Here is a 20315-nt window from a genome sequence, read left to right as displayed (position 1 = left end):
CGACCTGGATCGCGGATTTCTACAACGTCAAGCGCAGGCACAGTGCCAACGACGGGCTGCCGCCTGTCACATTCGAGCGCCTGATGATCGAGAAGAGGCAAGCATCAACGGCCCTGCTGAGGGCCGCTGTGGCATAGAACCGTCTCCACGGTTTGGGGGGATTGACAGTCCTCGTTCTGGCGGGCTGACTCCAGGAGGTTCCGTGCCTCCTCGACGGACCAGGACTTGACCTTGCGTTTGCGCGGGACCGACATCTCGACGTTGCGGCTCAGGGTCTTCTCTCGCACCGCCGACGAGGCTGGGGCGATCGACATCGAGGCACCGGAGAACGATGGCCGAGGTGACAGCAGCACTGACAGCAACATCCCCACATGCCGACGCATTTGTGCCACCGCACACGCGCCTGACCACGTTCTACATCAGCCGAGCAGGATGGAAAGAATCGTCATGGTCTGGTAGGCCAGGTTCCGGCGTCAGCCTGTACTTGAACGCTCGGCGAGGTCACGAGCAAGGTCGAGCAGATGGGGCAGGCGCAATGTTCGGCCGCCGCTTCCAGGCAGCGGCACGTGTAAGGGCTCGGTCCAGTTGGTTGGGATTGCGGTCGGCCCGTATACGGCTCCCGCAAGGCCGCCCGTGACTGCGGCAACGGTATCGGTGTCGCCGCCCAGGTCGATTGCGGCACGAACGGCATCCTCATAGCTGCGGGTGGTACGTATAGCCCACACGGCTGAGCCGAGACAGGGCCAGACGGCGCCGTTGAACTCGGTGGCCTGATCGGGATACCAGTCGGTGGCGAGGACGGTGGCGTAGCGCTGACGATGGTCGGGCTGGACGGCAGTGAGGATCTGCGGGAGTTCGTCCAAGGGGTCCGCACCGTTCAAGGCGACACGTATCAGGTCGTGAAAGATCGCGCTGCCTTCCCATGCAGCAGGATCCCCGTGGGTGAGGGCGGCGATGTGCCGAGCGGCGTCCATGGTGGCCTGCTGTCCGTAGCGGGCGAGGTACACCGCCGACAACGTGGACCGCATCAGCGCGCCATTACCCGCGGCTCGGTGGCTGCTGCGGTAATGGGCGGCGGCGGCCCGGTCCCAGGGCAGCCCGCGGGTCAGAACGTCTTCGGTCTGTAGTCCGATGTCTTTGGGCTCATCGGCTGCCCACCGCTGGAAGCGGGCGAAGATATCCGGCAGGTCCAGGCCGCCCTGCTCCAGCAGCGACTCAGCCACGTGCACGGCCATCTGCGTATCGTCGGTGGCCTCGCCGACGTCCCAGCCGCCGCCTCCGCTCATCTCGCCCCCGGCACCCGGTACCGGGAAGCGGGCGGAGAACGCACCCGCCGGGCCGAACTCGAATGGAGCACCCAGTGCGTCGCCCACCGCCGAGCCGATGACCGCGCCAATGGCGCGCTGCACAAGGTTCACTTCAGCAGGCTACCGAGCTGATCGTAGGAGAGAACGAATCTCGCAAGCAGGACGGGTCAGGTCGCCGGTCAGAGCGTTGCGTACAGCAGCGGAACGCTGGACGGGAGACCAATGAGCGGCTCGACCGCTGGCTGGTCGAAGGTTGCTGGTACATGGTCGATTTTGTCCCCGGCCGTACCCGCCATCCGAACTTCCCCCGTCCCGAACCACCCAGCACTACGAGGCCGCCATCGAACGACTCCATGACCTTCAGAACTGGTTCGTCATCGGCCGGTCCCCTTATCTCGCCAGCTACACCTGGCCCGATCTATAGAGCGCGTCTTCAGATGATTACGGCCTCTGAATCGTTCGAGATCAAGATGTGTGCGGCGCGGCTCGGATTGTCGGTGTGGTGGGCCATACTCCGCCAAGGCAGGACGATCACCGACAGGGCGAAGGCGTTGACATGGCACAGTTGCTGCGGAGGCTCGACGACGAGGTCTACATCCAGTACAACACGTTCGGGCTGGACGGCACCGACCTGCCGGCGTGGAGCTCCCCCACCGACGAGATCTACCACTTCGTCGCGGGCATGCGGCTGGAGTCCTGGGACGCCGAGCCGGGGCCCGCGGATGCCTCGTGGACGCGGGTCAGTTCGACGACGTTCGTCGCGGAGAGTGGCGTGGTCACGATCGCCGCGATGATGGACGGCAGGGGGCATGACTTCCTGATCGGGCCGCCGCGTTTCGAGTACGGCGTGCACATGTACCTGCGTGAGTCCGAGCCGGGCGACGGGCATGCCACGGGTGAGTGCGACGAGACATGGCTGCTGAGGTTCTGGCCGATCCGGGATGTCTTCGACCCGATCACGCATGCGGCGCCGTTCTCCTACATTGCGCGCGGGGTGCTGTACTACTCGATCGACCTCGAACCCGAGCAGCTCGTGCAACCGCCGGCGCGGCGTGAGGTGCCGGTGCCGGTGCCGGTCTCGGCGGTGGCGGACTGGGCGTCGCTGCGCGTCGACCCGGACCTGGACACCTTCGACGGCTGGCTGCGTATGTTACGCCGCAAGGCCGAGGGCAGGGGCGTCACCGTTCACGAGTTGCTGCGCGAGGGCGGGGTCGACATCGAGGACGGCGCGGACCTCACCCCGGCCTCCTGCACCCCGCCGCGGGCGCGTGCGGGGCGGTTCAAGGATCCGCTGATCGACCGCTACTACGCCGAGCAGGCGTGGCGAGGCTCGTTCTCCGGGCAAAACCTAGGCGGGGATCTGCTGCGCGAGTACGCCGACGGCGAGCGCATCGCCAAGGAGTTGTGCCGCAGCGGTACCCAGACGTTCTCTGTGCCCGTCGAAGGCCGTGGTGCCCTGTATGTGCCATTGGGTGTCAGCCGCCGCGTGTGGCGGTGGGAGGACGACATACTCGGCGGCGAACTCATGGACGACGGGCTGACAGTGGATCGGCAGGTTCTGGCCAGGAACCCGTGGACCAGGCAGATCCTCGTCTCCGGCATCGTAACGGTCCTGCGCCGCGATCACGCCAGGCACGGCTATGGCGACACCGTCTGGTACGTGGTCCGCGACGCCGAGCCGCACGAGGCGGCCAGGGTCCTGTGCGCGGAGGCCACCTGGGAGGAGGACCCGGATCAGCGCCGGGCCTTGGACGAGGTGGCCAGGGAGAAGCTGATCGACCTGCGGGCCACCTACAGGAGCCGGGAGAGGTGAGGGCCGGGCCTCGTCGCGCGGCGAGGACGCGGGGAGGGCGTGGCGAGGACGCGGGGAGGGCGTGGGGAGGGCGTGGCGTGGCCGGGCCCGGAGGTGGCAAGGCGGCTGATGGGTGGCAGGAAGCCTCCGGTGGGTGGGGGCACTTCGGCTTCGGGGTGATCGCTGTGCTGAGAGCAGAGCCATGGGTGGCTGAGGTGGAAGCTGATCACCCGAGACACCTCTCTCCGCCGGTCGAGTTCGAGGAACTGATCCCGGACGTCCACGGTGCGGCGTTCGTTCCAGGTCGATGCTGGAGCGTCGCAGCGCGATCACCTCACCCCATCTAAGGCTCGCGAACGTGGTCAGCGGGATCAGTGCCTTGAACCGTCTGTCCGCCGTCATCAGCACCGTGCGAAGGAGCTGGTACGCCCTGGCGGGGATTGAGACGCACGGTCAAGTGGCGGTGCGGAGCGCTGCCCGAGCGCGGTCACCCGCTGCGGGTGCGGCCTGAGGGCCGTTCTCGCGCGCGCCCGCGCTCGGACCGCGCACACTTATACCTTCCGCACCATGACGCCGGCCGCACGGATGAAGTCCTCCACGGCCACGCGAACTTCCGCAGTCAGAGCCTTCACCGAATCCGAGGTCTCGGCCTCGTTCATGCTCTTGACCAACTCCATGGTGTGGTTCGCGAGTCGTCTGATCTCGACATCCTCAGTGACCAGCTCTACCTGATACAGAGCCGTCCACCCCGCTGCACGTGCGCGCAAGACCTCATCCACCGCCGTGCGGTAGGCCCCGCTGTTCTTGTCGTCTTCGGCCCGCGGACCCCAGGCCCGTCGTTGAGCACTGCGGAAGTCCAGAATCGTACGCGCGAAGTCGCTGTAGATCTTGATCTGCTCACCTCGAAGCCGCTCCGCTCGAGCGAACCTTTCCGATCTGTCGATGGAACGACGCTGGAGCAGGAATGTCATCAGAGATCCCAGGAGGGTCCCCGTGACCGCAATGATGGATGTGACGATCGCCGACATTCCCCGAGTTGACCATGAGATGCGTTCGCGTGTGAAGCGCAGCCAGATGCTCTTGCCTCCGGCGGGGGACCCTGCAGTTGTGCTCGCGGCGGGCGTGGACGGTGCCGAAAAGATGGCGCGGTCAGGGGGACGAACAGGGTCCGGCAACCTGGCTGGTCGCCGTGAGGGAAAGCGTTCGAGGTGTCGGAGAGGTCGGCGCCGGGATAGTCGTCGCGGCCTTTCTGATGGTGGACGGCATGCCGATCGGCGAAGCTCGTCGAGCGTGGCCTGTGGCGGAGCACTGTGAGTTGAGGGGAAACGCTCGTGATCGATTCAACCTACGCGAAGTGGTTTTGTCAGCGAACTCGGCTGGTCGTCGACTTGACGTGGTGCTCTGCCACCAAGATTGACGACGTCCTGGCTGCGTATGCCATCTTGCCTGAGAGCACCCAGCCGGCGTGCTTCAACGCAGACGACGTCGACATGCTCATCGGGCGCCTCGGCAGGGGCACCGTCATCATGGACTACCGCGTCGATTCCACCACCGATCAAACTCTTCCCATTCTGGCGCAGTACGGCCCCTGCCTGAGCGCTACATGGATCGATGAGGCCCCAGCATTGATCTCCTATCGCACGGAAAGCGGCCTGGTGGTCAAATTCGACATGCTGGATTGGGGCTGGTACCCAGTTCCTGATCTCGCCAGCGTCGAGCGATGGATCGCCGCCGGCCCAGCAGGTCGGGAGACCTGGGAGAACAGTTGCGGTCTCGCCACGCTCATCACCGCCGAAGCGCTGTGCCAGGCAGTGGTCGACGACGAATGGGTGCGATCGGTACACACCGGCGTCACCGCACTGCATCCAGTGGTGCAGGAGGTGTCGTCAGTCCCACGCACTCTCGGCTCGATCATCGCCCAATACGGTGACCGCACACCGTAGGACAGAGGTCCGGCAGAACAGACCCCCGGTGACCACATACGTGATCGCCGTGCCGTCAGCGTGCCATTGAGCGTGGTCAACAGGGGGCAGTCACGGACGCCGGCCGTTCGACCTCCTGCGGCCGTCCGGGCAGGAATATCGACGAAAAGCCCGGCTCCGTCATCGGAGCCGGGCTTGAGCTGGACCGGTCGTGCCGATTCACATTCGCGGAGCTCAGACCCTTTCCTTGGTCCGTCGGGCCGCGATGAACGAAGAGATCACCAGCAGGGTGAGCAGGCCCCAATAGGCGAAGCCCTTTCTGCCGTGCATGGACAGGTTCTCGCCCAGGTACGTCAGACCGGGGACCAAATAGATGGCGGCCGCGAGCGCCCACCTGGCATCCCTGACCACGACCGTGGCCCAGAGTACGGCCCCGAGCACGAGCACCTCGACACTCGCCCGGAAAAGCAGCCAGAGCGGATATTCCTCGTAGCTCAGACCGATGGCGAACTGCAACCCCCAGCAGAGCGCTGGAATGAGAAGCCACAACCAGGATCGAGCGGGAAGCGCCCTCCCCGGCTTCACGGCGAGTACGGCCAGCCCCGCGGCGATCACCCAGAAGGGCACCATGCTCGACACCTCGACATAGGAGGGACCGAAGGCGGCCACCCTCAGCGCCTCCTCCGGAAGGACCAGGAAGCGACTGGACTCGAGCGCCGCGATCAGCGCCAATGGGAGCGCCAGCCGTATCCAGCCACGGATGATCGCCACCATCAGCACGATCGCGCCCAGGGTCCAGAACGGCCGGAAGAGCCACGACAACTGGATCGTCGTGGCGAACATGGTCGTCGCGACGGCGAGCACGCCCAACTGCAGTCCGTCCCTCCACCAGGGCACTCCCGTGGCCCTGGTATGCCGCGCACGGGCGGCGAAACCGCCGGTGACGAGGGCGATCACCTCCCTGAGCGCGGGACGGCGTGCCTCGGGATCGGATGCCGCCATCAGCGTGCTGAGGAGTTCCTCACCGTGCCGGTCACGGTAGGCCTTCGGGTACGCCCTGAGCAGGCCGCGGTAGCGCCGTTCGAGCACGGACTCGCTGCTCATGCGCCCATCATCCCGATCTGACCCGTGACGACCCTGGCGGCCTGCTGAAGTCGTACGGCCTCCTCGCGCACCGCGGTGACGCCGTCGTCAGTGATCCGGTAGTAACGCCTGGGCCGGCCGTCGAAGACCTCTTCCCGATCCACCACCACCAGGCCCGCGTCCACGAGCCGGTCGAGCGCGCCGTACAGGGTGCCGACGGCGAGTTTCACCCGCCCATCCGACTGCTCACCTGAACGTTTGATGATCCCGTAGCCATGAAGGGGGGCCTCCAGGAGCGCGGCAAGGATGAAGTACGCCGCCTCTGTCATCTTGGTCACGCACCAACCATATATCGGGAGCCGATATATGGGCGAGGACTTTCGAGTGAGTCGATGGAGGCGAAGCTGGTGCGAGGGCGGCACGCTCTCAGGTTCGGTTGATGCGGTAGGTCAAGTGGGTCACTCCCGTGCCCTCGACGACGTGCGGGCCTTCGAGTGCGATGGGGGTGTCGGTGAGCCTGTCGAGGTAGCGGACACCGGAACCCAGGAGCACAGGGACCAGATCGAGGCGGAGCTCGTCCAGCAGCCCGGCGTTGACGCACTACTGGGTGATGTTCGCGCCGCTGACCTCGACGACCCCATCGCCCGCGATGGCCTTGGCCTGTGCTATGGCGCTTTCGGCACCGTCGGTGACGAACGTGAACTACGAGGACAGCGCTCCCTTCTGGTGCCGTCGCACCGGTCGCTTCAAGTCGGCGGCTGCGTCTGGGCGACACCTTCTCAGGAGTAGTTCGCTCTGCCTGCGACGCGCTGTGGAGAAGGCGGCTCTCAGGAGACGCGCAACATGCAACCAGCGCAAACGGCACGTCGTCGGCTGGTGATTCGTTGCTTTGTACTCAGGGTGTGCGGCGAGGGGACAACGCCGAGAGCATGAAGTACGAGCCCATCAGGGTGCATCCGGCCGCCAGAAGGTTCAGCGCCAGAGACAGCGTGCGCGACCAGCCCATCGCCATGCTGGACAGTGCCAGGAAAACACAGAAGCGGCGAGGCGCATTTATTGCACTCTTGCCGAGCATCAGACGGGGAATTTTATTGGTGACCATCAGATATATTCCGAAGGCGACTGGAATACATCCGACACCCAGAAGGGCTGGCCACATCACGGCTGAGTCCACTGAGTCGGCTCCTCGGGTCTCGCAGGACAGTTCGCTCGAGGAACATCTTGTCGAAGTCGCCTGATGTGGATCAAGTGGCGGGTGGCCATCATCGCGTCGAATGTCGCGATGCTTCTCACGTCACGTCAGCCCAGCGGATCATACCTTGACTTCCCTCATGAGCCGGGGGAACCGGAGTCGCAGAAGTACGCCAACCGCGCACATCCCCGGACGCGCAGGCCGAGTGAACGCCCTTCCTGACGTGCTGTATCGCCGAAGTCATCCATATGTGTGCTGTTTCAGGAAGGCGGGCTACGTCGAAGCGGGTCACTCGATCGCTCTGATTCCGTGAAAAGCAGAGTCGAGTTTGCTCTCGCAATTTGCCTTACGTGGGGCGAGCGACACCTGGGCCAAGGTCCTTCTTCGTCATCCTTTTCCCCCTGGCCCCTGGCTCTCCGGGTGGGCGAGGCGGTCTTGAGTCAGTCGCCGATGGTGAAGGGGAGTTTGGTGGGCGTTCATTGCCCGTTGCAACAGGTCAGCGTCGTACCCGTGCGTGCTCATGTGGTCGAGGAGAGGGCCATACCGGTCGGGGCGGTCTCGCAGGAGTTCCGTGACCAACCGGAGTTCCAGTCGAACCACCGGCACCTGGTGCGAGCCGCACGTGACCAGGACGTAATGCTGCCAAGGGCCGCTGCCCGCGCATTCCATTCCGTCTGAATCGACTTTCCGCTCGACGGTGCTGAACTCCACTTCGACGCCATTCACCTCGAACCTGGTGAAGTACTGCGACGATTCGGGGAGCCACGAGGCGGCATATAGGCAGGGGAACGAGGAGAGTGCTGCGGCGAACGTGTTCACGTCCTCCCGGCTGGGGAGCAGGATGTCGATGTCCCCGGCAGGGAGCGGGACGCCTTGCAGGAGCGCGGCGCTGGTGCCGCACACGCGGTACGCCGTGTCGGTCTTCGCGGCTTCGAGCGCGTCGAGCGTGATGTCCAATGCCGTGGTTACATCCGTCAGGTTCAGTGATCTTGCCCCGTGGTCCATGGGGATGAACGTAACAATCATGCGAGTGCCCGCGTCAGTCGACCGGTCCGGGTATCTCTTTTCCCGGGGGCGGCCGGAGTGGCGCGCATCGGCAGGTGGGTCAGGGAGCGTGGCGATCGGGCTTCAGCCGTACTGGGTGAATGGTGATCTTCACCTGCGCGGTCATGGGCTTCTTCGGTCCGCAGGCTGGCTGTGCGGCGGCTTTGGGACTCGGGCTTGTTCGTGGCCTTGTACGGGGTGATGGGTAGAGCTTTGGCGAAGGGACATCCGGGCTGAACTTCCGGTGGCCGTGCTGTTCTCGCGGCTGACGGGCGTTCGTTTCGACGGGTCGTCAGGTGTTCGGCTCTCGTGAGAGGGCGTCGACGAATGCCTCGGCCTCCGACTGGCTCATCTCCTCGGTGCTACGCGCGAGGAAGACGGCCTGCTTCCGGTTGCCCGCTTCGAGCAGCTTGCGAACCTGGGTGGTCAGGTCACCGTCGTCGAACACCGGGAAGCCCGGCAGGACCCCGCCCCCGCGCAGAACCTCTGCGACCTCCACCGCGATCTGCCGGGACACCTGGGACTCCGCGCGGATCAGCTCGACGGCGTCGCCGAACCTGCCCGCCTCGATGAGGTCATGGGCCCGGACCTGGACGTCGACAGGAGTGATGTGATCCAGGCCGACGTGAATGCGCGGCACTTCGCGGCGACGTGCCCACCTGCCGATCCCGACGCCGACGATCACCACCAGCAGGACGAGGAGGATCGACGCCACCGTGTCCAAACCGAACATGCGCCGATCGTAGTGAGGCGTACCGACAGATCTGGGTCTCGGCGCCAGGTTGAGGCCACGACAAGCTCAGGGCCGCGCCTGGGCCCGAATGTGAAACGTCCGGGACGGCCTTCCACGGCCGGCCCGGACGTCGGTGGATCGGGTGCGGCCCGACCCAGTGGGACGATCAGGCCAGGTCGAACCGGTCCAGGTTCATGACCTTGGTCCAGGCGGCCACGAAGTCGTTCACGAACTTCTCCTTGGCGTCGTCGCTCGCGTAGACCTCGGCGAGGGCCCGCAGCTCCGAGTTGGAGCCGAAGACCAGGTCGACCCGGGTGCCGGTCCACTTGACCTCGCCCGTGGCCGAGTCACGGCCCTCGAACGTGTTCTGGTCCTCGGACGTCGCCTTCCACGTCGTGCCCAGGTCGAGCAGGTATACGAAGAAGTCGTTGGTCAGCGAGCCGGGGGCCGCGGTGAGGACGCCGTGCGCCGTCTGCTGGTGGTTCGCGCCCAGGACGCGCAGGCCGCCGACGAGGACGGTCAGCTCGGGGGCGCTCAGCGTCAGCAGGTTGGCGCGGTCGATCAGCAGGTACTCGGCCGGCAGCCGGTTGCCCTTGCCGACGTAGTTGCGGAACCCGTCGGCGGCCGGCTCGAGCGCGGCGAACGACTCCACGTCCGTCTGCTCCTGCGAGGCGTCCGCGCGGCCCGGCGTGAACGCCACCTGGACCTCGAAGCCGGCGGCCTTGGCGGCCTGCTCGACGGCGGCGCCGCCGGCCAGCACGATCAGGTCGGCCAGCGAGATCTGCTTGCCGCCGGCCTGGGAGCCGTTGAAGGACTTCTGGATGCCCTCCAGCGTGCCCAGCACCGTCGAGAGCCGGTCGGGGTCGTTGACCTCCCAGCCGCTCTGCGGCTGCAGGCGGATGCGGGCGCCGTTGGCGCCGCCGCGCTTGTCGCTGCCGCGGAAGGACGCGGCCGCGGCCCACGCCGTGGACACCAGCTCCGACACCGTCAGGCCCGAGGCGAGGACCTGGGCCTTGAGGGCGGCGACGTCGTCGGCGTCCACGAGCTGGTGCGTCACCGCGGGCAGGGGGTCCTGCCACAGCAGCACCTCGGACGGAACCTCGGAGCCGAGGTAGCGCACGATCGGGCCCATGTCGCGGTGGGTCAGCTTGAACCAGGCGCGGGCGAAGGCGTCGGCGAACTCGTCAGGGTTCGCGTGGAAGCGCCGCGAGATCTGCTCGTAGACCGGGTCGACGCGCAGCGACAGGTCGGTCGTGAGCATCGTCGGGGCGTGGCTCTTGGACGCGTCGTGGGCGTCGGGGACGGTGTCGGCGCCCGCGCCGTCCTTCGGCCGCCACTGGTTCGCGCCCGCGGGGCTCTGGAACAGCTCCCACTCGTAGCCGAAGAGGATGTCGAAGAAGCTGTTGTCCCAGGCCGTCGGGGTGTTCGTCCAGATGCCCTCGAGGCCGCTGGTGATCGCGTCGCCGCCCTTGCCGGTGCCGAACGTGCTCTTCCAGCCCAGGCCCTGATCCTCGATCGAGGCGCCCTCGGGGTCGGGGCCGACGTGCTCGGCCGGGCCCGCGCCGTGGGTCTTGCCGAACGTGTGACCGCCGGCGATCAGGGCGACCGTCTCCTCGTCGTTCATCGCCATCCGGCGGAACGTCTCACGGATGTCACGGGCGGCGGCCAGCGGGTCGGGGTTGCCGTTCGGGCCCTCGGGGTTGACGTAGATGAGGCCCATCTGCACCGCGCCGAGCGGGCTCTCCAGCTCGCGGTCGCCGGTGTAGCGCTCGTCGCCGAGCCAGGTGGTCTCGGGGCCCCAGTAGACGTCCTCGTCGGGCTCCCAGACGTCGGCGCGGCCACCGGCGAAGCCGAAGGTCTTGAAGCCCATCGACTCCAGGGCCACGTTGCCGGCCAGGACCAGGAGGTCGGCCCACGAGAGGCTCTGGCCGTACTTCTTCTTGACCGGCCACAGCAGGCGGCGGGCCTTGTCCAGGTTCCCGTTGTCCGGCCAACTGTTGAGCGGGGCGAAGCGCTGCTGGCCCGCCCCGGCGCCGCCGCGGCCGTCACTGATCCGGTACGTGCCCGCGCTGTGCCATGCCATCCGGATGATGAACGGGCCGTAGTGCCCGAAGTCGGCCGGCCAGAAGTCCTGCGAGGTCGTCAGCACCTCGGCGATGTCCCGCTTCACGGCAGGGAGATCGAGGGTCTCGAACGCCGCGGCGTAGTCGAACTCCTCGCCGAGCGGGTTGGCCACGGCCGGGTTCTTGGCAAGGATCTTCAGGTTGAGCTGCTCCGGCCACCACTGGCGGTTGCCTCCGCCCTGGGTCGGGTGCGCGGCGCGTACGTGCACGACCGGGCAGGCGCCTGCGCCTTCGGGGACGTTTGCTTCATGGTTCTCGGACATGGAAACCCTTCCGGATCAGGGAGAATACGGTGCTCATGAACTGCGGTTGCTGGAACAACCGGGGCACAGGCCCCAGTAGATGACCTCGGCCTCCTCGATCGAGAATCCGTGGTCGTCGGACGCGGTCAGGCATGGCGCGTGCCCCACCGCGCAGTCGACGTCGGCGACGGCACCGCACGAACGGCAGACGATGTGGTGGTGGTTGTCGCCGACACGTCCCTCGAACCGGGCGGGGCTGCCGGCCGGCTCGATGCGGCGTACGAGCCCCGCGGCGGTGAGCGCGTTGAGTGCCTCGTACACGGCTTGCAGGGAGATGTGACCCACACGATCGCGCACTCCGGAGGCGATCGCCTCGACGCCGAGGTGGTCACCGCCCCGGACGGTCGCGAGCAGCGCGACGCGGGCGGCCGTGACTCGCAGGCCGGCACCGCGCAGCTCCTCGGCGATGGACGGAGTCCTGGATGCGGTCATGCTGCCAAACTTAGTCGGACAAACACGAACGCTACAAGAGAACGAGTCTCCCAAGTTTAGGTGTGAGTCAGGCAACGATTTCGCCTGGTCGGGCGAGGGATACCCGGAGGATCGGCGCTTCCACGCGTGAAGCCTGCGCCACCCGCTGATCGTAGTCGGCGAACGTCCGCACCTCGGCCGGGTTCGGCTCGGTGTACGAGATGCCCTTGTGCGTGGAGGCACTCAGGGTGTCAGAAGGTCGTACAGGGGCCAGGGGGACCCGTGTCCTCTGGTGGGTGTTTCACGGGAAACACGCGGAGAGGCGCGGTTTGGCCGCCGCCGTACGGCTGGTACGGGCGGCGGCCAATGAGGCGGGGCCGGTGGTCAGACGCGAACCGGCCAGCCCGTCGAGGCGCTCACCCGCGAGGCCCGTACGGCGCTCGGGCGCGCGCCCTCCGTCTCGAACACGGCGGTGAAGAGGGCACCGAAGACGGGGAGTACGCGGGGGAAGAGCCGGCGGGCCAGGGCCGAGGCGTCCGCCGCCAGGAACGCCTCGTAGCCGGGCTCGGGCACCGGCCAGTGGATCTCGACGGAGTTGACTCCTTCGCGGGTGGCCGATTCCGGGACCTCGATGGTCGTACGGGCCCACGCGGAGCTGGTGGGGAGCCGCCCGACGGAGGTGCCGTTCACGCTGACGTGCGCGGTCCCGGACGGGAGGCGGTGGGTGAGGTGGAGTGTGCCGCCCACGGGCGCCGCCAGGGCCAGGCGGAGGGTGGTACGTTCCGTGGTCGCCTCGTGGTAGGCCGTTCCGGGGGCGAAGTTCGGGACGCGGAAGCCGCGGCCGTCCGGCAGGCCGAGCAGGTCGATGCGGTCCCAGCTTCCGAGGCCCGGGTCGGGGCGGCGGCCGAGGGCCTCCTGGACCACCTCGCGGAAGGTCCAGTAGCCGGGTGAGTGTTCGCGGGTTTGGGCGATCTGGTAGCAGACCTGCCGGGTCTGGGGGTCTGCGTGCAGGGCGGTCAGCGCGGAGTGGGTCCAGCGCGGGCCGGGGGTCTCCAGGATGTCCAGATACTTCGTGATGAAGTCGCGGGCGTTCTTCTCGTCGGCCAGGAGCGCCAGGTCCACCTGCTCGCGTACGGCGGACTCGGGCTGGTTGCGCAGCGCGCGGTAGCCCGCGGCCAGGGCCCGGGACAGGGCGCGCGTCTTCGGGTCCGCACCCGGGCCGGGCGCGGTGGTGCCGTCGGGCACGCCCAGTACGGCGTCCGCCACCCGGGCCATCACCCGCTCGACGCCCTCGTCGCTGAGGTGGATGTGGTCGAGGAAGAACGACGGGTCGGGCAGCTCCGGCGCGTCCGCCGAGGCGAGGGCGTCGGCGGCGTCCACGAGGCGGACGCCGTTGGCGGCGGCGAAGTCGATCAGCCGCCGGCGGACGGGGGTGATCACGCCGGTGACGTGGTCGAGGAGCAGGCCGGGGGTGGCGTCACGCGCGTGTTCGAGGGCGTCGCGGGCCTTGCCGGCCTCTCCGCCCGCGGCCAGCGCCTGGCCCAGGAGGTGCCAGGAGACGGGGCTGAGCCCGCCGTCCAGCTCCGTCATCCGGGTGGCGAGGTCGGCGGCCTGGGACCACTCGTTCCCTGCCAGGGCGGTGAGCGCGGCGGCGCGCAGGTCGTACCAGGGGCGCAGCGCGGGCAGGACGGGCACCTCGATCTCGGCGGCCGGCTGCCAGCCGAGGAGGTTGCTCTGGGGCACGACGAGGACGACCTCCGCCGACTCCCGGAGCCGCGCCACCTCCTCCAGCAGCCCGTCCACCTCCGGCAGCACCACGTCCTCGACGTAGACCCTGCGCATCTCGGCGTACCCGCCCCGGCGGACGGCCGCGGCCAGCAGGTCGCGGTAGGAGTCGTCGAGCGGCGCGAAGGTGAAGTTGTTGCCCGCGAAGAGCACCACGACGTCCGGCTCCGCCTGGGGGAGGGCGCGCAGGGTCGCGCGCAGCGTCCAGATGTCGATGTTGCTCCGGGCCAGGTCCACCACCTGGTGGTCCAGCCTGCGGCGGTCCGCCCCCTGCGGACGCGCGGCTCCGGTGAGCAGCCGGGTCAGGGCCGAGGCCGGGGTGAAGCGGGGTTCGAGCAGCCAGCCGCGGGCCACGGACTCGCCCGTCAGCGCCACCCTGCGCCGGCCCGCGGGCGCGGCGACGTGCGGCACGTCCGCCCAGCGGTACCAGTCGGCGTCGTCGCGGCGGTGCAGGGCCACGCCCTCGTCGGTGGCGACGGTGTCCCACACGCCGATCCGGCCGGGCTCGGCCGCCGTCGCGCCGGGCGACTCCGCCGGGCCGGCCGCGGCGCCGGAGGCCCTTTCGAGCTTCTGCAGCTCGGCGAGGATCTCCGCGCCGCGCGTGTCCGAGAGCAGCTCCGCGAGGCGGGCCACCTCAGCGCCGCCGTCCCTGTTGCCGTCACTGTCGTTGGTGTGCATGGTGTCGACGACCCTTCTAGAAGAACGTGTAGCTGTCGCTTCTCGACACGGGCGGGTGGCGCGGGATGGCCGCCTCGGCGATGGCCCAGCTCGCCGGCACGTCCTCCCGCCGGATCAGCAGCTCGTCGAGGACGAGCACGTCGATCCCGCACCGGATGAAGCAGGCCAGCGCGTCCGCCGGGTCGCACACGATCGGCTCGCCGCGCATGTTGAAGGAGGTGTTGAGCAGGATCGGGAAGCCCGTCAGCCGGCCGAACTCCGTGAGCAGGCCGTGGAAGCGGGGATCGGTCTCGCGGCTGACGGTCTGCAGCCGCGCCGAGCCGTCCACGTGCGTGATGGCCGGCAGCTCGGGGGCGCGGCGGACCTGGGCGGTCTCCAGCATGAACGGCGCCGGCGTGTCCCAGTCGAAGAACTCCGCGCAGCGCTCCTCGGGGACCGCGGGCGCGAACGGGCGGAACCCCTCCCGCTTCTTGACCAGGGCGTTGATGTGGTCGCGCATCCGGCCGTCACGCGGGTCGGCGATGATCGAGCGGGCACCGAGCGCCCGCGGGCCGAACTCCATCGGACCCTGGTACCAGCCGACGACCGCCCCTTCGGCGATCAGCTCGGCGGTCAGGCGCAGCAGGCCGGGCTCGTCCCCGAGGAAGTCGCGGTGCGGCACCCCGGCGCGCACCAGGGCGTCGTGGACGTGCCAGACGTCGTAGCGCGGGCCGAGGCGGGCGTCACGCAGGGGCTCGGGCTCGTACGCGCCGGTCAGGCGGTGGTGGCAGAGCAGCGCCGCGCCCAGGGCGCCGCCTGAGTCACCGGAGGCCGGCTGGACGAACACGTCGCGGAAGGGGCCCTCCCTGCGCAGGCGGCTGTTGGCCACGCAGTTCAGCGCCACCCCGCCCGCCAGCGCCAGGCTGTCGGCCCCGGTCAGGTCGTGCAGGTGGCGGATCTTGTCCAGCAGCACCTCCTCCAGGACGACCTGCAGGCTGCTCGCGATGTCCTCGTGCAGGGAGTCGATGGCGCTCTCCGGCACCCGGGGCGGCGCGCCCAGGAGTTCGGCGACGGCCGGGGTGTACATGTGGTCGGAGGTGCCGAAGGAGAAGTACGTCAGGTCGAGCTCGAAGCCGCCGCCCGGCCCGTTCCTCAGCATCCGGCGCATCCGGTCCGCGTAGCGGGGCTTGCCGGCCGAGGCCAGCGCCATGACCTTGTACTCGTCGCTGTTCACGGCGAAGCCCAGGTAGGAGGTGATCGCGCTGTAGAACAGGCCGAGCGAGTGCGGGAAGCGCACCTCCTCCAGCAGCCGCAGGCCCTCGGCGCTCGCGTGGCCGTAGCTGGTGGTCGTCCACTCCCCGACGGCGTCGGCGGTGAACAGCGCGGCCTCGCCGAAGCCGGAGCAGTAGAACGCGCTGGCCGCGTGCGACTCGTGGTGGGTGAAGGTGTGGATCGGGCCCTCGTACCCGAGCAGCTCGCGGATCTCGCGCTCAGGGCGGGCGGCGTCGAGGCGGGCCAGGCTCTCCCCGTGCAGGCGCGGCATGCCCGCGGCCGTGTAGTCGAACTCCAGCATCGGATCGGTGTCCTTGCCCGGGATGCCCGCCCACAACTGGCGGGAGAGCTTGGCCACGGGGTTCTCGTAGTACGCCACGGCGTCGACGTCGTCGATGCCGATCCCGGCGTCCATCAGGCACGCCCGGAACGCGTTGATCGGCATGGACCGGTCGTAGCGGCGGCGGGTGAAGCGCTCCTCGTGCGCGGCGGCGACGGGCCGGCCGTCGATGACGACCGCGCACGCGGAATCGTGGAACAGCGCAGAAATACCAACAATGATCACTGTGGTTCACCGCCTGGGATGTCGATGGTGGCCAGGTCCCGGCCGAGGGAGGTGAGCAGCCTGTTGCCCGACCGTCCGACGACGAACGGGTCCTCGATCTGGACGGCGCCGAAGCCGAGCTCGTGGTAGGGGGTCTCCGCGTTGACGACCGTGCCTTCTTCCAGCACGTCGTCGCTGGTGGGCGTGATGAGCACGCGGTCGTAGATCTCCACGCCGATGCCGTGGCCGACGTGCTGGCGGCGATAGTGGGGCACGCCCGCCGCCCGTACGGCCTCCATGACGATGTCGAACAGCTCCTTGCCGCTCATGCCGGGGCGGGCCTCGGCCAGCGCGCGGTCGGTGCCGGCCTTCATCGCCGCGTGGTAGCGGACGAGCTTGTCCGGCGGCTCGCCCACGCTGTAGACGCGGGCCAGGTCGGACCAGTAGCCGCGGTGCACGCAGCCCACGTCCATCCAGACCGTCTCGCCCGCCCGGAGCGGCACGTCGCGGGGGAGCCGCTGGCCGCCGACCGCCGTGCGGCCGAACTTGATCAGGGTGAACGCGGGACGCGCCCCGGCCGCGACGATCGTCCGGTCGAACTCGCGTACCAGGTCGATCTCCGTGACGCCCGGGCGGGCGATCGCGGTGGCGGCCCTGATGGCGTCCTCGGTGATCGCCGCCGCCCTGGTCAGCCGGTCGATCTCCGCGGGCGTCTTCACCTTGCGGGTCCAGCGCAGCACGTCGGCGCCCGTACGGACGCGGGCGTCGGGCAGCGCCTCCGTGACGGCGTCGAGGAAGCCGTACGGCACGCCGTCCTCGTCCACCGCGATCGTCCCGGCCGCGCACCCGGCCAGGGAGGCGGCCAGCACCAGCGCGTCCAGGGCGGTCGCGGCGTGCGGGCCGTCGACGGCCACGCGGCGCAGGTCGCGCTCGTCCCCGTCCAGGCTCGCCGCCGGGTCGATCTCGCGGAAGAAGTCGCCGAAGCCGACCGTCCCCGCGATCTCGACGTCGGCGTCGAGCGTCTGGTCGAGGTCGCAGCGGGGAGAGACGACGTACGGGCGGTCGGGCCGGTCACGGGTCACCAGGACGTAGCACTGCCCGCCGTGGGGGTGCACGTCCAGGGTCACGTTGGAGATCCCCGTCAGGTAGAGGACGTTCTCCTTCGTGGTCGCGACCACGGCGTCGAGACCCAGCTCGTCCATCCGCGCACGCAGCCGCTCGAAGTTCGCCGGCATCGGACATCTCCTCATCAGGTGGTGGCGTACCGCAGGCCGAGCCTGACCGGCGGGGACGTGGGCTTGCGCGCGGCCTCGACCAGCCGTTCCGGGTCGGTCAGCCCGGCCCCGAAGACGGCCTCGTGCAGGCCCCGCCCGCGCACCCAGTCCTCGTCGAAGGACTCGCCGAGGTAGTGGATGCCGTCGTCCGCCGCGACCACGACGATGCGGGCGCCCGGATGGGTGTGGGCGTGGTGCAGCGCGCCGAACACCGCGGCCCCCGACGACTCGCCCACGAGGATGCCCTCGGTCCTGGCCAGCGCGATGCTGGTGGCGATGCCCTCGTGGTCGGTGACGAGGTGGGCGTGGTCGATGAGGTCGGGGTCGAGGCAGCCGGGCTGCCACGGGAGCCCCAGGCCGCGCATCTGGTAGCCGGTGAACGGGAAGCCCATGGCGGCCGAGCCGAGCGCGTCGACGCCGACGGTCGTCAGGCCGGGCAGCTCGCGTTTGAGCGTCGACGACAGGCCGCTGATGTGGCCGCCGGTGCCCACCGACGTCACCAGGGTGTCGAAGGCGGGCACGTCGCTCAGCACCTCGTACGCGGTCTGCTCGGCGTGGGCTCGCGGGTTGTCGGGGTTGTTGTACTGGTCGGGCCAGAAGGAGCCGGGGATCTCGGTCAGCAACTGCTTGACCCTGGCGATGCGAGGCCGCTGGTACAGGCCGCTGTCGTCGGCCGTGTCCACGACCACGATCTCCGCGCCGAGCGCCCGTACGTAGTCGAGCTTCGAGCGGGGCGCGTTCGGGTCCACGACGAGGATGACCCGGTAGCCGTTGACCGCGCCGATCAGGGCCAGCGCCTTGCCGACGTTCCCCGAGGTGGACTCGATGATCGTGCCGCCGGGCCGCAGGCGTCCGTTCAGCTCGGCCCGGCGGATCATGGACAGGACGGCGCGGTCCTTGATGCTTCCGCCGGGGTTGAAGCCCTCCAGCTTGATCAGGATCTCCGTGCCGGGGATCGTCAGCCGCCGCAGCCGTACCACGGGCGTGCCGCCGATCGTGCTCAGGATGTCGTTGTGGATCACCGCAGTGCCAATCGCACCCGGTAGCGGGTGAGCCAGTTGTTGAGCTGGATCATCGTCTCGACGTCGGCCCGCGCGAGCCGGTTCTCGGCGAGGATCGCCGGGTCGCCGGCGCGGGCCGCCGCGAGGTCGAGGTCCAGCAGCGGACGGACGGGGGCCTCGGTGTCCGCGAGGATCTCCTTCAGCTCCACCTGGAGCTGGCGCGGGTAGTCGGGGTTGTTGCCGACCGGGGTGGCGCTGCGCCGCCGCTGGATGATCTCCTCCGGCAGCAGGTCCTTCACGGCCGCCCTGAGCAGGCCCTTCTCGATGCCGCCGTGGGCCTGCAGGTCGGCGGGGATGTTGAAGGCGTACTCCAGGAGGCGGTGGCCGTTGATCGGCGAGCGCGCCTGGAGCCCAGCGGCCGTGAACATCGCGTAGTCGGTTCTGAACAGCGTCATCACCAGGTAGGAGACCCGCCGCAGGGCCCGCTGCCAGGCGTCCTCGCCGGGCAGGTGCACCACGTTCGCGATCGCGGTGGCGTACGTGTCGCGGTAGTAGACGGGGAAGTCCAGGACGTCCAGCGCCTCCTTGCTGAGCAGCCCCGTGCCGAAGCCGTTGGCCGCCCCGTGCCGCTGCGCCAGCGCCAGCCACGGGAACGTGCCCGACTCCACGAGCCCTCTGTCGATCGCCCAGTTGGAGCCGAGGAACGCGTTGTCCCCGCCGAACCCGGTCAGGATGATCTTGCCGTTCTGCGCGGCGGCCTGGCGCAGGAAGATGTGCTGGCCGGCGTCCATGTCGTAGATGCGCGCGGGCGCCTCGGTGGCCGCCAGCAGGCCCTGCTGCACCAGCGGGTGCAGGATGTCGGAGGGGCGCAGGGTGACCACCGTGTGCGCGGCGCCGATGTGGGAGGCGGCCTTGCGCGCGTACGGCTCGTCCTTGGTCCGGCGCATGACGTCGGCCTGGAACTCGCTGTCGAGGTAGTCGATCGTGAACGTACGCAGCGGGCCGAGCCCACGGCGGCGCAGCTCGGCGGCGGCCAGCGCGGCCACGGAGGAGGAGTCGATGCCGCCGGAGAGCATGGCCACCAGTTGCGCGGGGTCCGCCGGGATGTTCAGCCGGATGCTCTCCTCCAGCAGCTCCCGGATCGTCGCGACGGTGGCGTCCAGGTCGTGGGTGTGCTCCTGGGTGGTCAGGCTCCAGTAGCGCTCGCGGCGGGCGCGGCCGTCGGCGTCGAACGTGACGATCTCGGCCGGCCCCACGCTCTCGAACCCGGCGAAGATCGGGCCGGTCGGGAGCGCGTGCGAGATGACCTGACGCAGCCCGCCGACGTCGACGACGGGGGCGACCTCGGGGTGTTCGAGCAGCGTCTCCCGCCGCGAGGCGAACAGCACCCCGGTCGGCGTGGCCGTGTGGAACAGGGGCTGCCCGCCGATGCGGTCCCTGGCCAGGACCAGCTCCCGCGTGCGGCCGTCCCAGATGACGATCGCGAACGGGCCGTCCAGCCACGGCACGAACTCGGTGCCCCATTCGAGATAGGCGCGCGCGACCACCTCGGACGCGGACGCCTCGGGGGCGGGCGCGGAGGGCAGCCGGCGGCGCAGCTCACCCAGGTTGTACGGGGAGCCCACGACGCACACCGTGACCGGCCCGGGTTCGAGCTGGAACGGCCGCCCGTCGTCCCCGAGCGACAGCTCGCGGTAGCCGATCGCGGCGTGCGGCGAGACCCATACGGACTCCCCGTCCGGCCCGCGCTGTGCGAGGTTTCCCGTGAGCGCGCTCATCAGCGGCCGCTCCAGGGCCAGGTTTCTGGAGTAGTCGATCCACCCGACGACACCTGACATCGGATCGCCCTTTCTGTACGAGTGCCTGAACTGCT

At 69.0% G+C, this 20315-nt stretch carries 17 protein-coding genes; 2 read left to right on the top strand and 15 right to left on the bottom strand.

All coding sequences use genetic code 11. The annotated features are described in order from the left end of the window. Positions 1-473: 473 nt before the first annotated feature. On the bottom strand, positions 474-1418 hold the full coding sequence (locus ACZ6S0_RS43445; protein WP_465925188.1) for an ADP-ribosylglycohydrolase family protein: 945 nt from the start codon (positions 1416-1418) through the stop codon (positions 474-476). Positions 1419-1863: 445 nt separating this feature from the next. Between ACZ6S0_RS43445 and ACZ6S0_RS43440 the strand changes: the two genes are divergently transcribed. Continuing rightward, positions 1864-3120, top strand: coding sequence for a hypothetical protein (locus ACZ6S0_RS43440; protein WP_465925187.1), 1257 nt, complete (start codon positions 1864-1866; stop codon positions 3118-3120). Between the two features lie 530 nt (positions 3121-3650). Here ACZ6S0_RS43440 and ACZ6S0_RS43435 read toward each other — a convergent pair. Next, positions 3651-4127: a hypothetical protein gene (locus tag ACZ6S0_RS43435; protein WP_465925186.1), complete on the bottom strand. Its 477-nt coding sequence runs from the start codon at positions 4125-4127 to the stop codon at positions 3651-3653. A gap of 303 nt (positions 4128-4430) precedes the next feature. On the opposite strand from ACZ6S0_RS43435, the gene ACZ6S0_RS43430 reads away from it, so the two are divergent. Then, positions 4431-5042 (top strand): hypothetical protein, encoded by a 612-nt coding sequence (locus tag ACZ6S0_RS43430; RefSeq protein WP_465925185.1) that lies wholly within the window; start codon positions 4431-4433, stop codon positions 5040-5042. 213 nt (positions 5043-5255) lie between these two features. On the opposite strand, the gene ACZ6S0_RS43425 is transcribed toward ACZ6S0_RS43430, so the two are convergent. The 13 genes from ACZ6S0_RS43425 to ACZ6S0_RS43365 all read right to left on the bottom strand — a co-directional run bounded on the left by ACZ6S0_RS43425 (position 5256) and on the right by ACZ6S0_RS43365 (position 20280). Next, positions 5256-6125 carry a hypothetical protein gene (locus ACZ6S0_RS43425; RefSeq protein WP_465925184.1) on the bottom strand — a complete coding sequence of 290 codons (870 nt, stop codon included), beginning with the start codon at positions 6123-6125 and terminating at the stop codon, positions 5256-5258. Continuing rightward, entirely contained in the window at positions 6122-6433 is a 312-nt protein-coding gene (locus ACZ6S0_RS43420; RefSeq protein ID WP_465925189.1) for a PadR family transcriptional regulator, read from the bottom strand. The genes ACZ6S0_RS43425 and ACZ6S0_RS43420 overlap by 4 nt, the downstream gene beginning before the upstream one ends. A 97-nt stretch (positions 6434-6530) precedes the next feature. Continuing rightward, positions 6531-6656 carry a hypothetical protein gene (locus ACZ6S0_RS43415; RefSeq protein WP_465925183.1) on the bottom strand — a complete coding sequence of 42 codons (126 nt, stop codon included), beginning with the start codon at positions 6654-6656 and terminating at the stop codon, positions 6531-6533. Positions 6657-6999: 343 nt separating this feature from the next. Then, complete coding sequence (locus tag ACZ6S0_RS43410) at positions 7000-7278, bottom strand: hypothetical protein (protein WP_465925182.1); 279 nt, start codon at positions 7276-7278, stop codon at positions 7000-7002. Between the two features lie 405 nt (positions 7279-7683). Next, on the bottom strand, positions 7684-8301 hold the full coding sequence (locus ACZ6S0_RS43405) for a hypothetical protein (protein ID WP_465925181.1): 618 nt from the start codon (positions 8299-8301) through the stop codon (positions 7684-7686). A 331-nt stretch (positions 8302-8632) separates the two neighbouring features. Continuing rightward, positions 8633-9073: a hypothetical protein gene (locus ACZ6S0_RS43400; RefSeq protein ID WP_465925180.1), complete on the bottom strand. Its 441-nt coding sequence runs from the start codon at positions 9071-9073 to the stop codon at positions 8633-8635. Positions 9074-9239: 166 nt separating this feature from the next. Continuing rightward, on the bottom strand, positions 9240-11459 hold the full coding sequence (katG, locus tag ACZ6S0_RS43395; protein ID WP_465925179.1) for a catalase/peroxidase HPI: 2220 nt from the start codon (positions 11457-11459) through the stop codon (positions 9240-9242). Positions 11460-11492: 33 nt separating this feature from the next. Beyond that, positions 11493-11930, bottom strand: a complete 438-nt coding sequence (locus ACZ6S0_RS43390) for a Fur family transcriptional regulator (protein WP_344890846.1) — start codon at positions 11928-11930, stop codon at positions 11493-11495. A 363-nt stretch (positions 11931-12293) separates the two neighbouring features. Next, positions 12294-14372, bottom strand: coding sequence for a hypothetical protein (locus tag ACZ6S0_RS43385; RefSeq protein WP_465925178.1), 2079 nt, complete (start codon positions 14370-14372; stop codon positions 12294-12296). A gap of 16 nt (positions 14373-14388) precedes the next feature. After that, the gene (locus ACZ6S0_RS43380) at positions 14389-16188 is read right to left on the bottom strand and encodes a carbamoyltransferase family protein (protein WP_465925177.1); all 1800 of its coding nucleotides are present in this window, start codon (positions 16186-16188) and stop codon (positions 14389-14391) included. Then, on the bottom strand, positions 16185-17402 hold the full coding sequence (locus ACZ6S0_RS43375; protein WP_465925176.1) for a M24 family metallopeptidase: 1218 nt from the start codon (positions 17400-17402) through the stop codon (positions 16185-16187). The genes ACZ6S0_RS43380 and ACZ6S0_RS43375 overlap by 4 nt, the downstream gene beginning before the upstream one ends. Before the next feature lie 14 nt (positions 17403-17416). After that, positions 17417-18463: a PLP-dependent cysteine synthase family protein gene (locus tag ACZ6S0_RS43370; RefSeq protein WP_465925175.1), complete on the bottom strand. Its 1047-nt coding sequence runs from the start codon at positions 18461-18463 to the stop codon at positions 17417-17419. Beyond that, entirely contained in the window at positions 18460-20280 is a 1821-nt protein-coding gene (locus ACZ6S0_RS43365) for an asparagine synthetase B family protein (protein WP_465925174.1), read from the bottom strand. The genes ACZ6S0_RS43370 and ACZ6S0_RS43365 overlap by 4 nt, the downstream gene beginning before the upstream one ends. Positions 20281-20315: the final 35 nt, after the last annotated feature.

The sequence above is a fragment of the Nonomuraea sp. NPDC051298 genome, from assembly GCF_055586305.1.
This window is presented reverse-complemented; position numbering and strand designations above follow the sequence as displayed.

What these genes read in the sequence shown, in the direction of transcription:
- ACZ6S0_RS43385 (WP_465925178.1), bottom strand. Translation starts at nt 14,372, where the DNA reads ATGCACACCAACGACAGTGACGGCAACAGGGACGGCGGCGCTGAGGTG.
- ACZ6S0_RS43435 (WP_465925186.1), bottom strand. Translation starts at nt 4,127, where the DNA reads ATGTCGGCGATCGTCACATCCATCATTGCGGTCACGGGGACCCTCCTG.
- ACZ6S0_RS43365 (WP_465925174.1), bottom strand. Translation starts at nt 20,280, where the DNA reads ATGTCAGGTGTCGTCGGGTGGATCGACTACTCCAGAAACCTGGCCCTG.
- ACZ6S0_RS43405 (WP_465925181.1), bottom strand. Translation starts at nt 8,301, where the DNA reads ATGGACCACGGGGCAAGATCACTGAACCTGACGGATGTAACCACGGCA.
- ACZ6S0_RS43425 (WP_465925184.1), bottom strand. Translation starts at nt 6,125, where the DNA reads ATGAGCAGCGAGTCCGTGCTCGAACGGCGCTACCGCGGCCTGCTCAGG.
- ACZ6S0_RS43390 (WP_344890846.1), bottom strand. Translation starts at nt 11,930, where the DNA reads ATGACCGCATCCAGGACTCCGTCCATCGCCGAGGAGCTGCGCGGTGCC.
- ACZ6S0_RS43375 (WP_465925176.1), bottom strand. Translation starts at nt 17,402, where the DNA reads ATGCCGGCGAACTTCGAGCGGCTGCGTGCGCGGATGGACGAGCTGGGT.
- ACZ6S0_RS43420 (WP_465925189.1), bottom strand. Translation starts at nt 6,433, where the DNA reads ATGACAGAGGCGGCGTACTTCATCCTTGCCGCGCTCCTGGAGGCCCCC.
- ACZ6S0_RS43400 (WP_465925180.1), bottom strand. Translation starts at nt 9,073, where the DNA reads ATGTTCGGTTTGGACACGGTGGCGTCGATCCTCCTCGTCCTGCTGGTG.
- katG (WP_465925179.1), bottom strand. Translation starts at nt 11,459, where the DNA reads ATGTCCGAGAACCATGAAGCAAACGTCCCCGAAGGCGCAGGCGCCTGC.
- ACZ6S0_RS43440 (WP_465925187.1), top strand. Translation starts at nt 1,864, where the DNA reads ATGGCACAGTTGCTGCGGAGGCTCGACGACGAGGTCTACATCCAGTAC.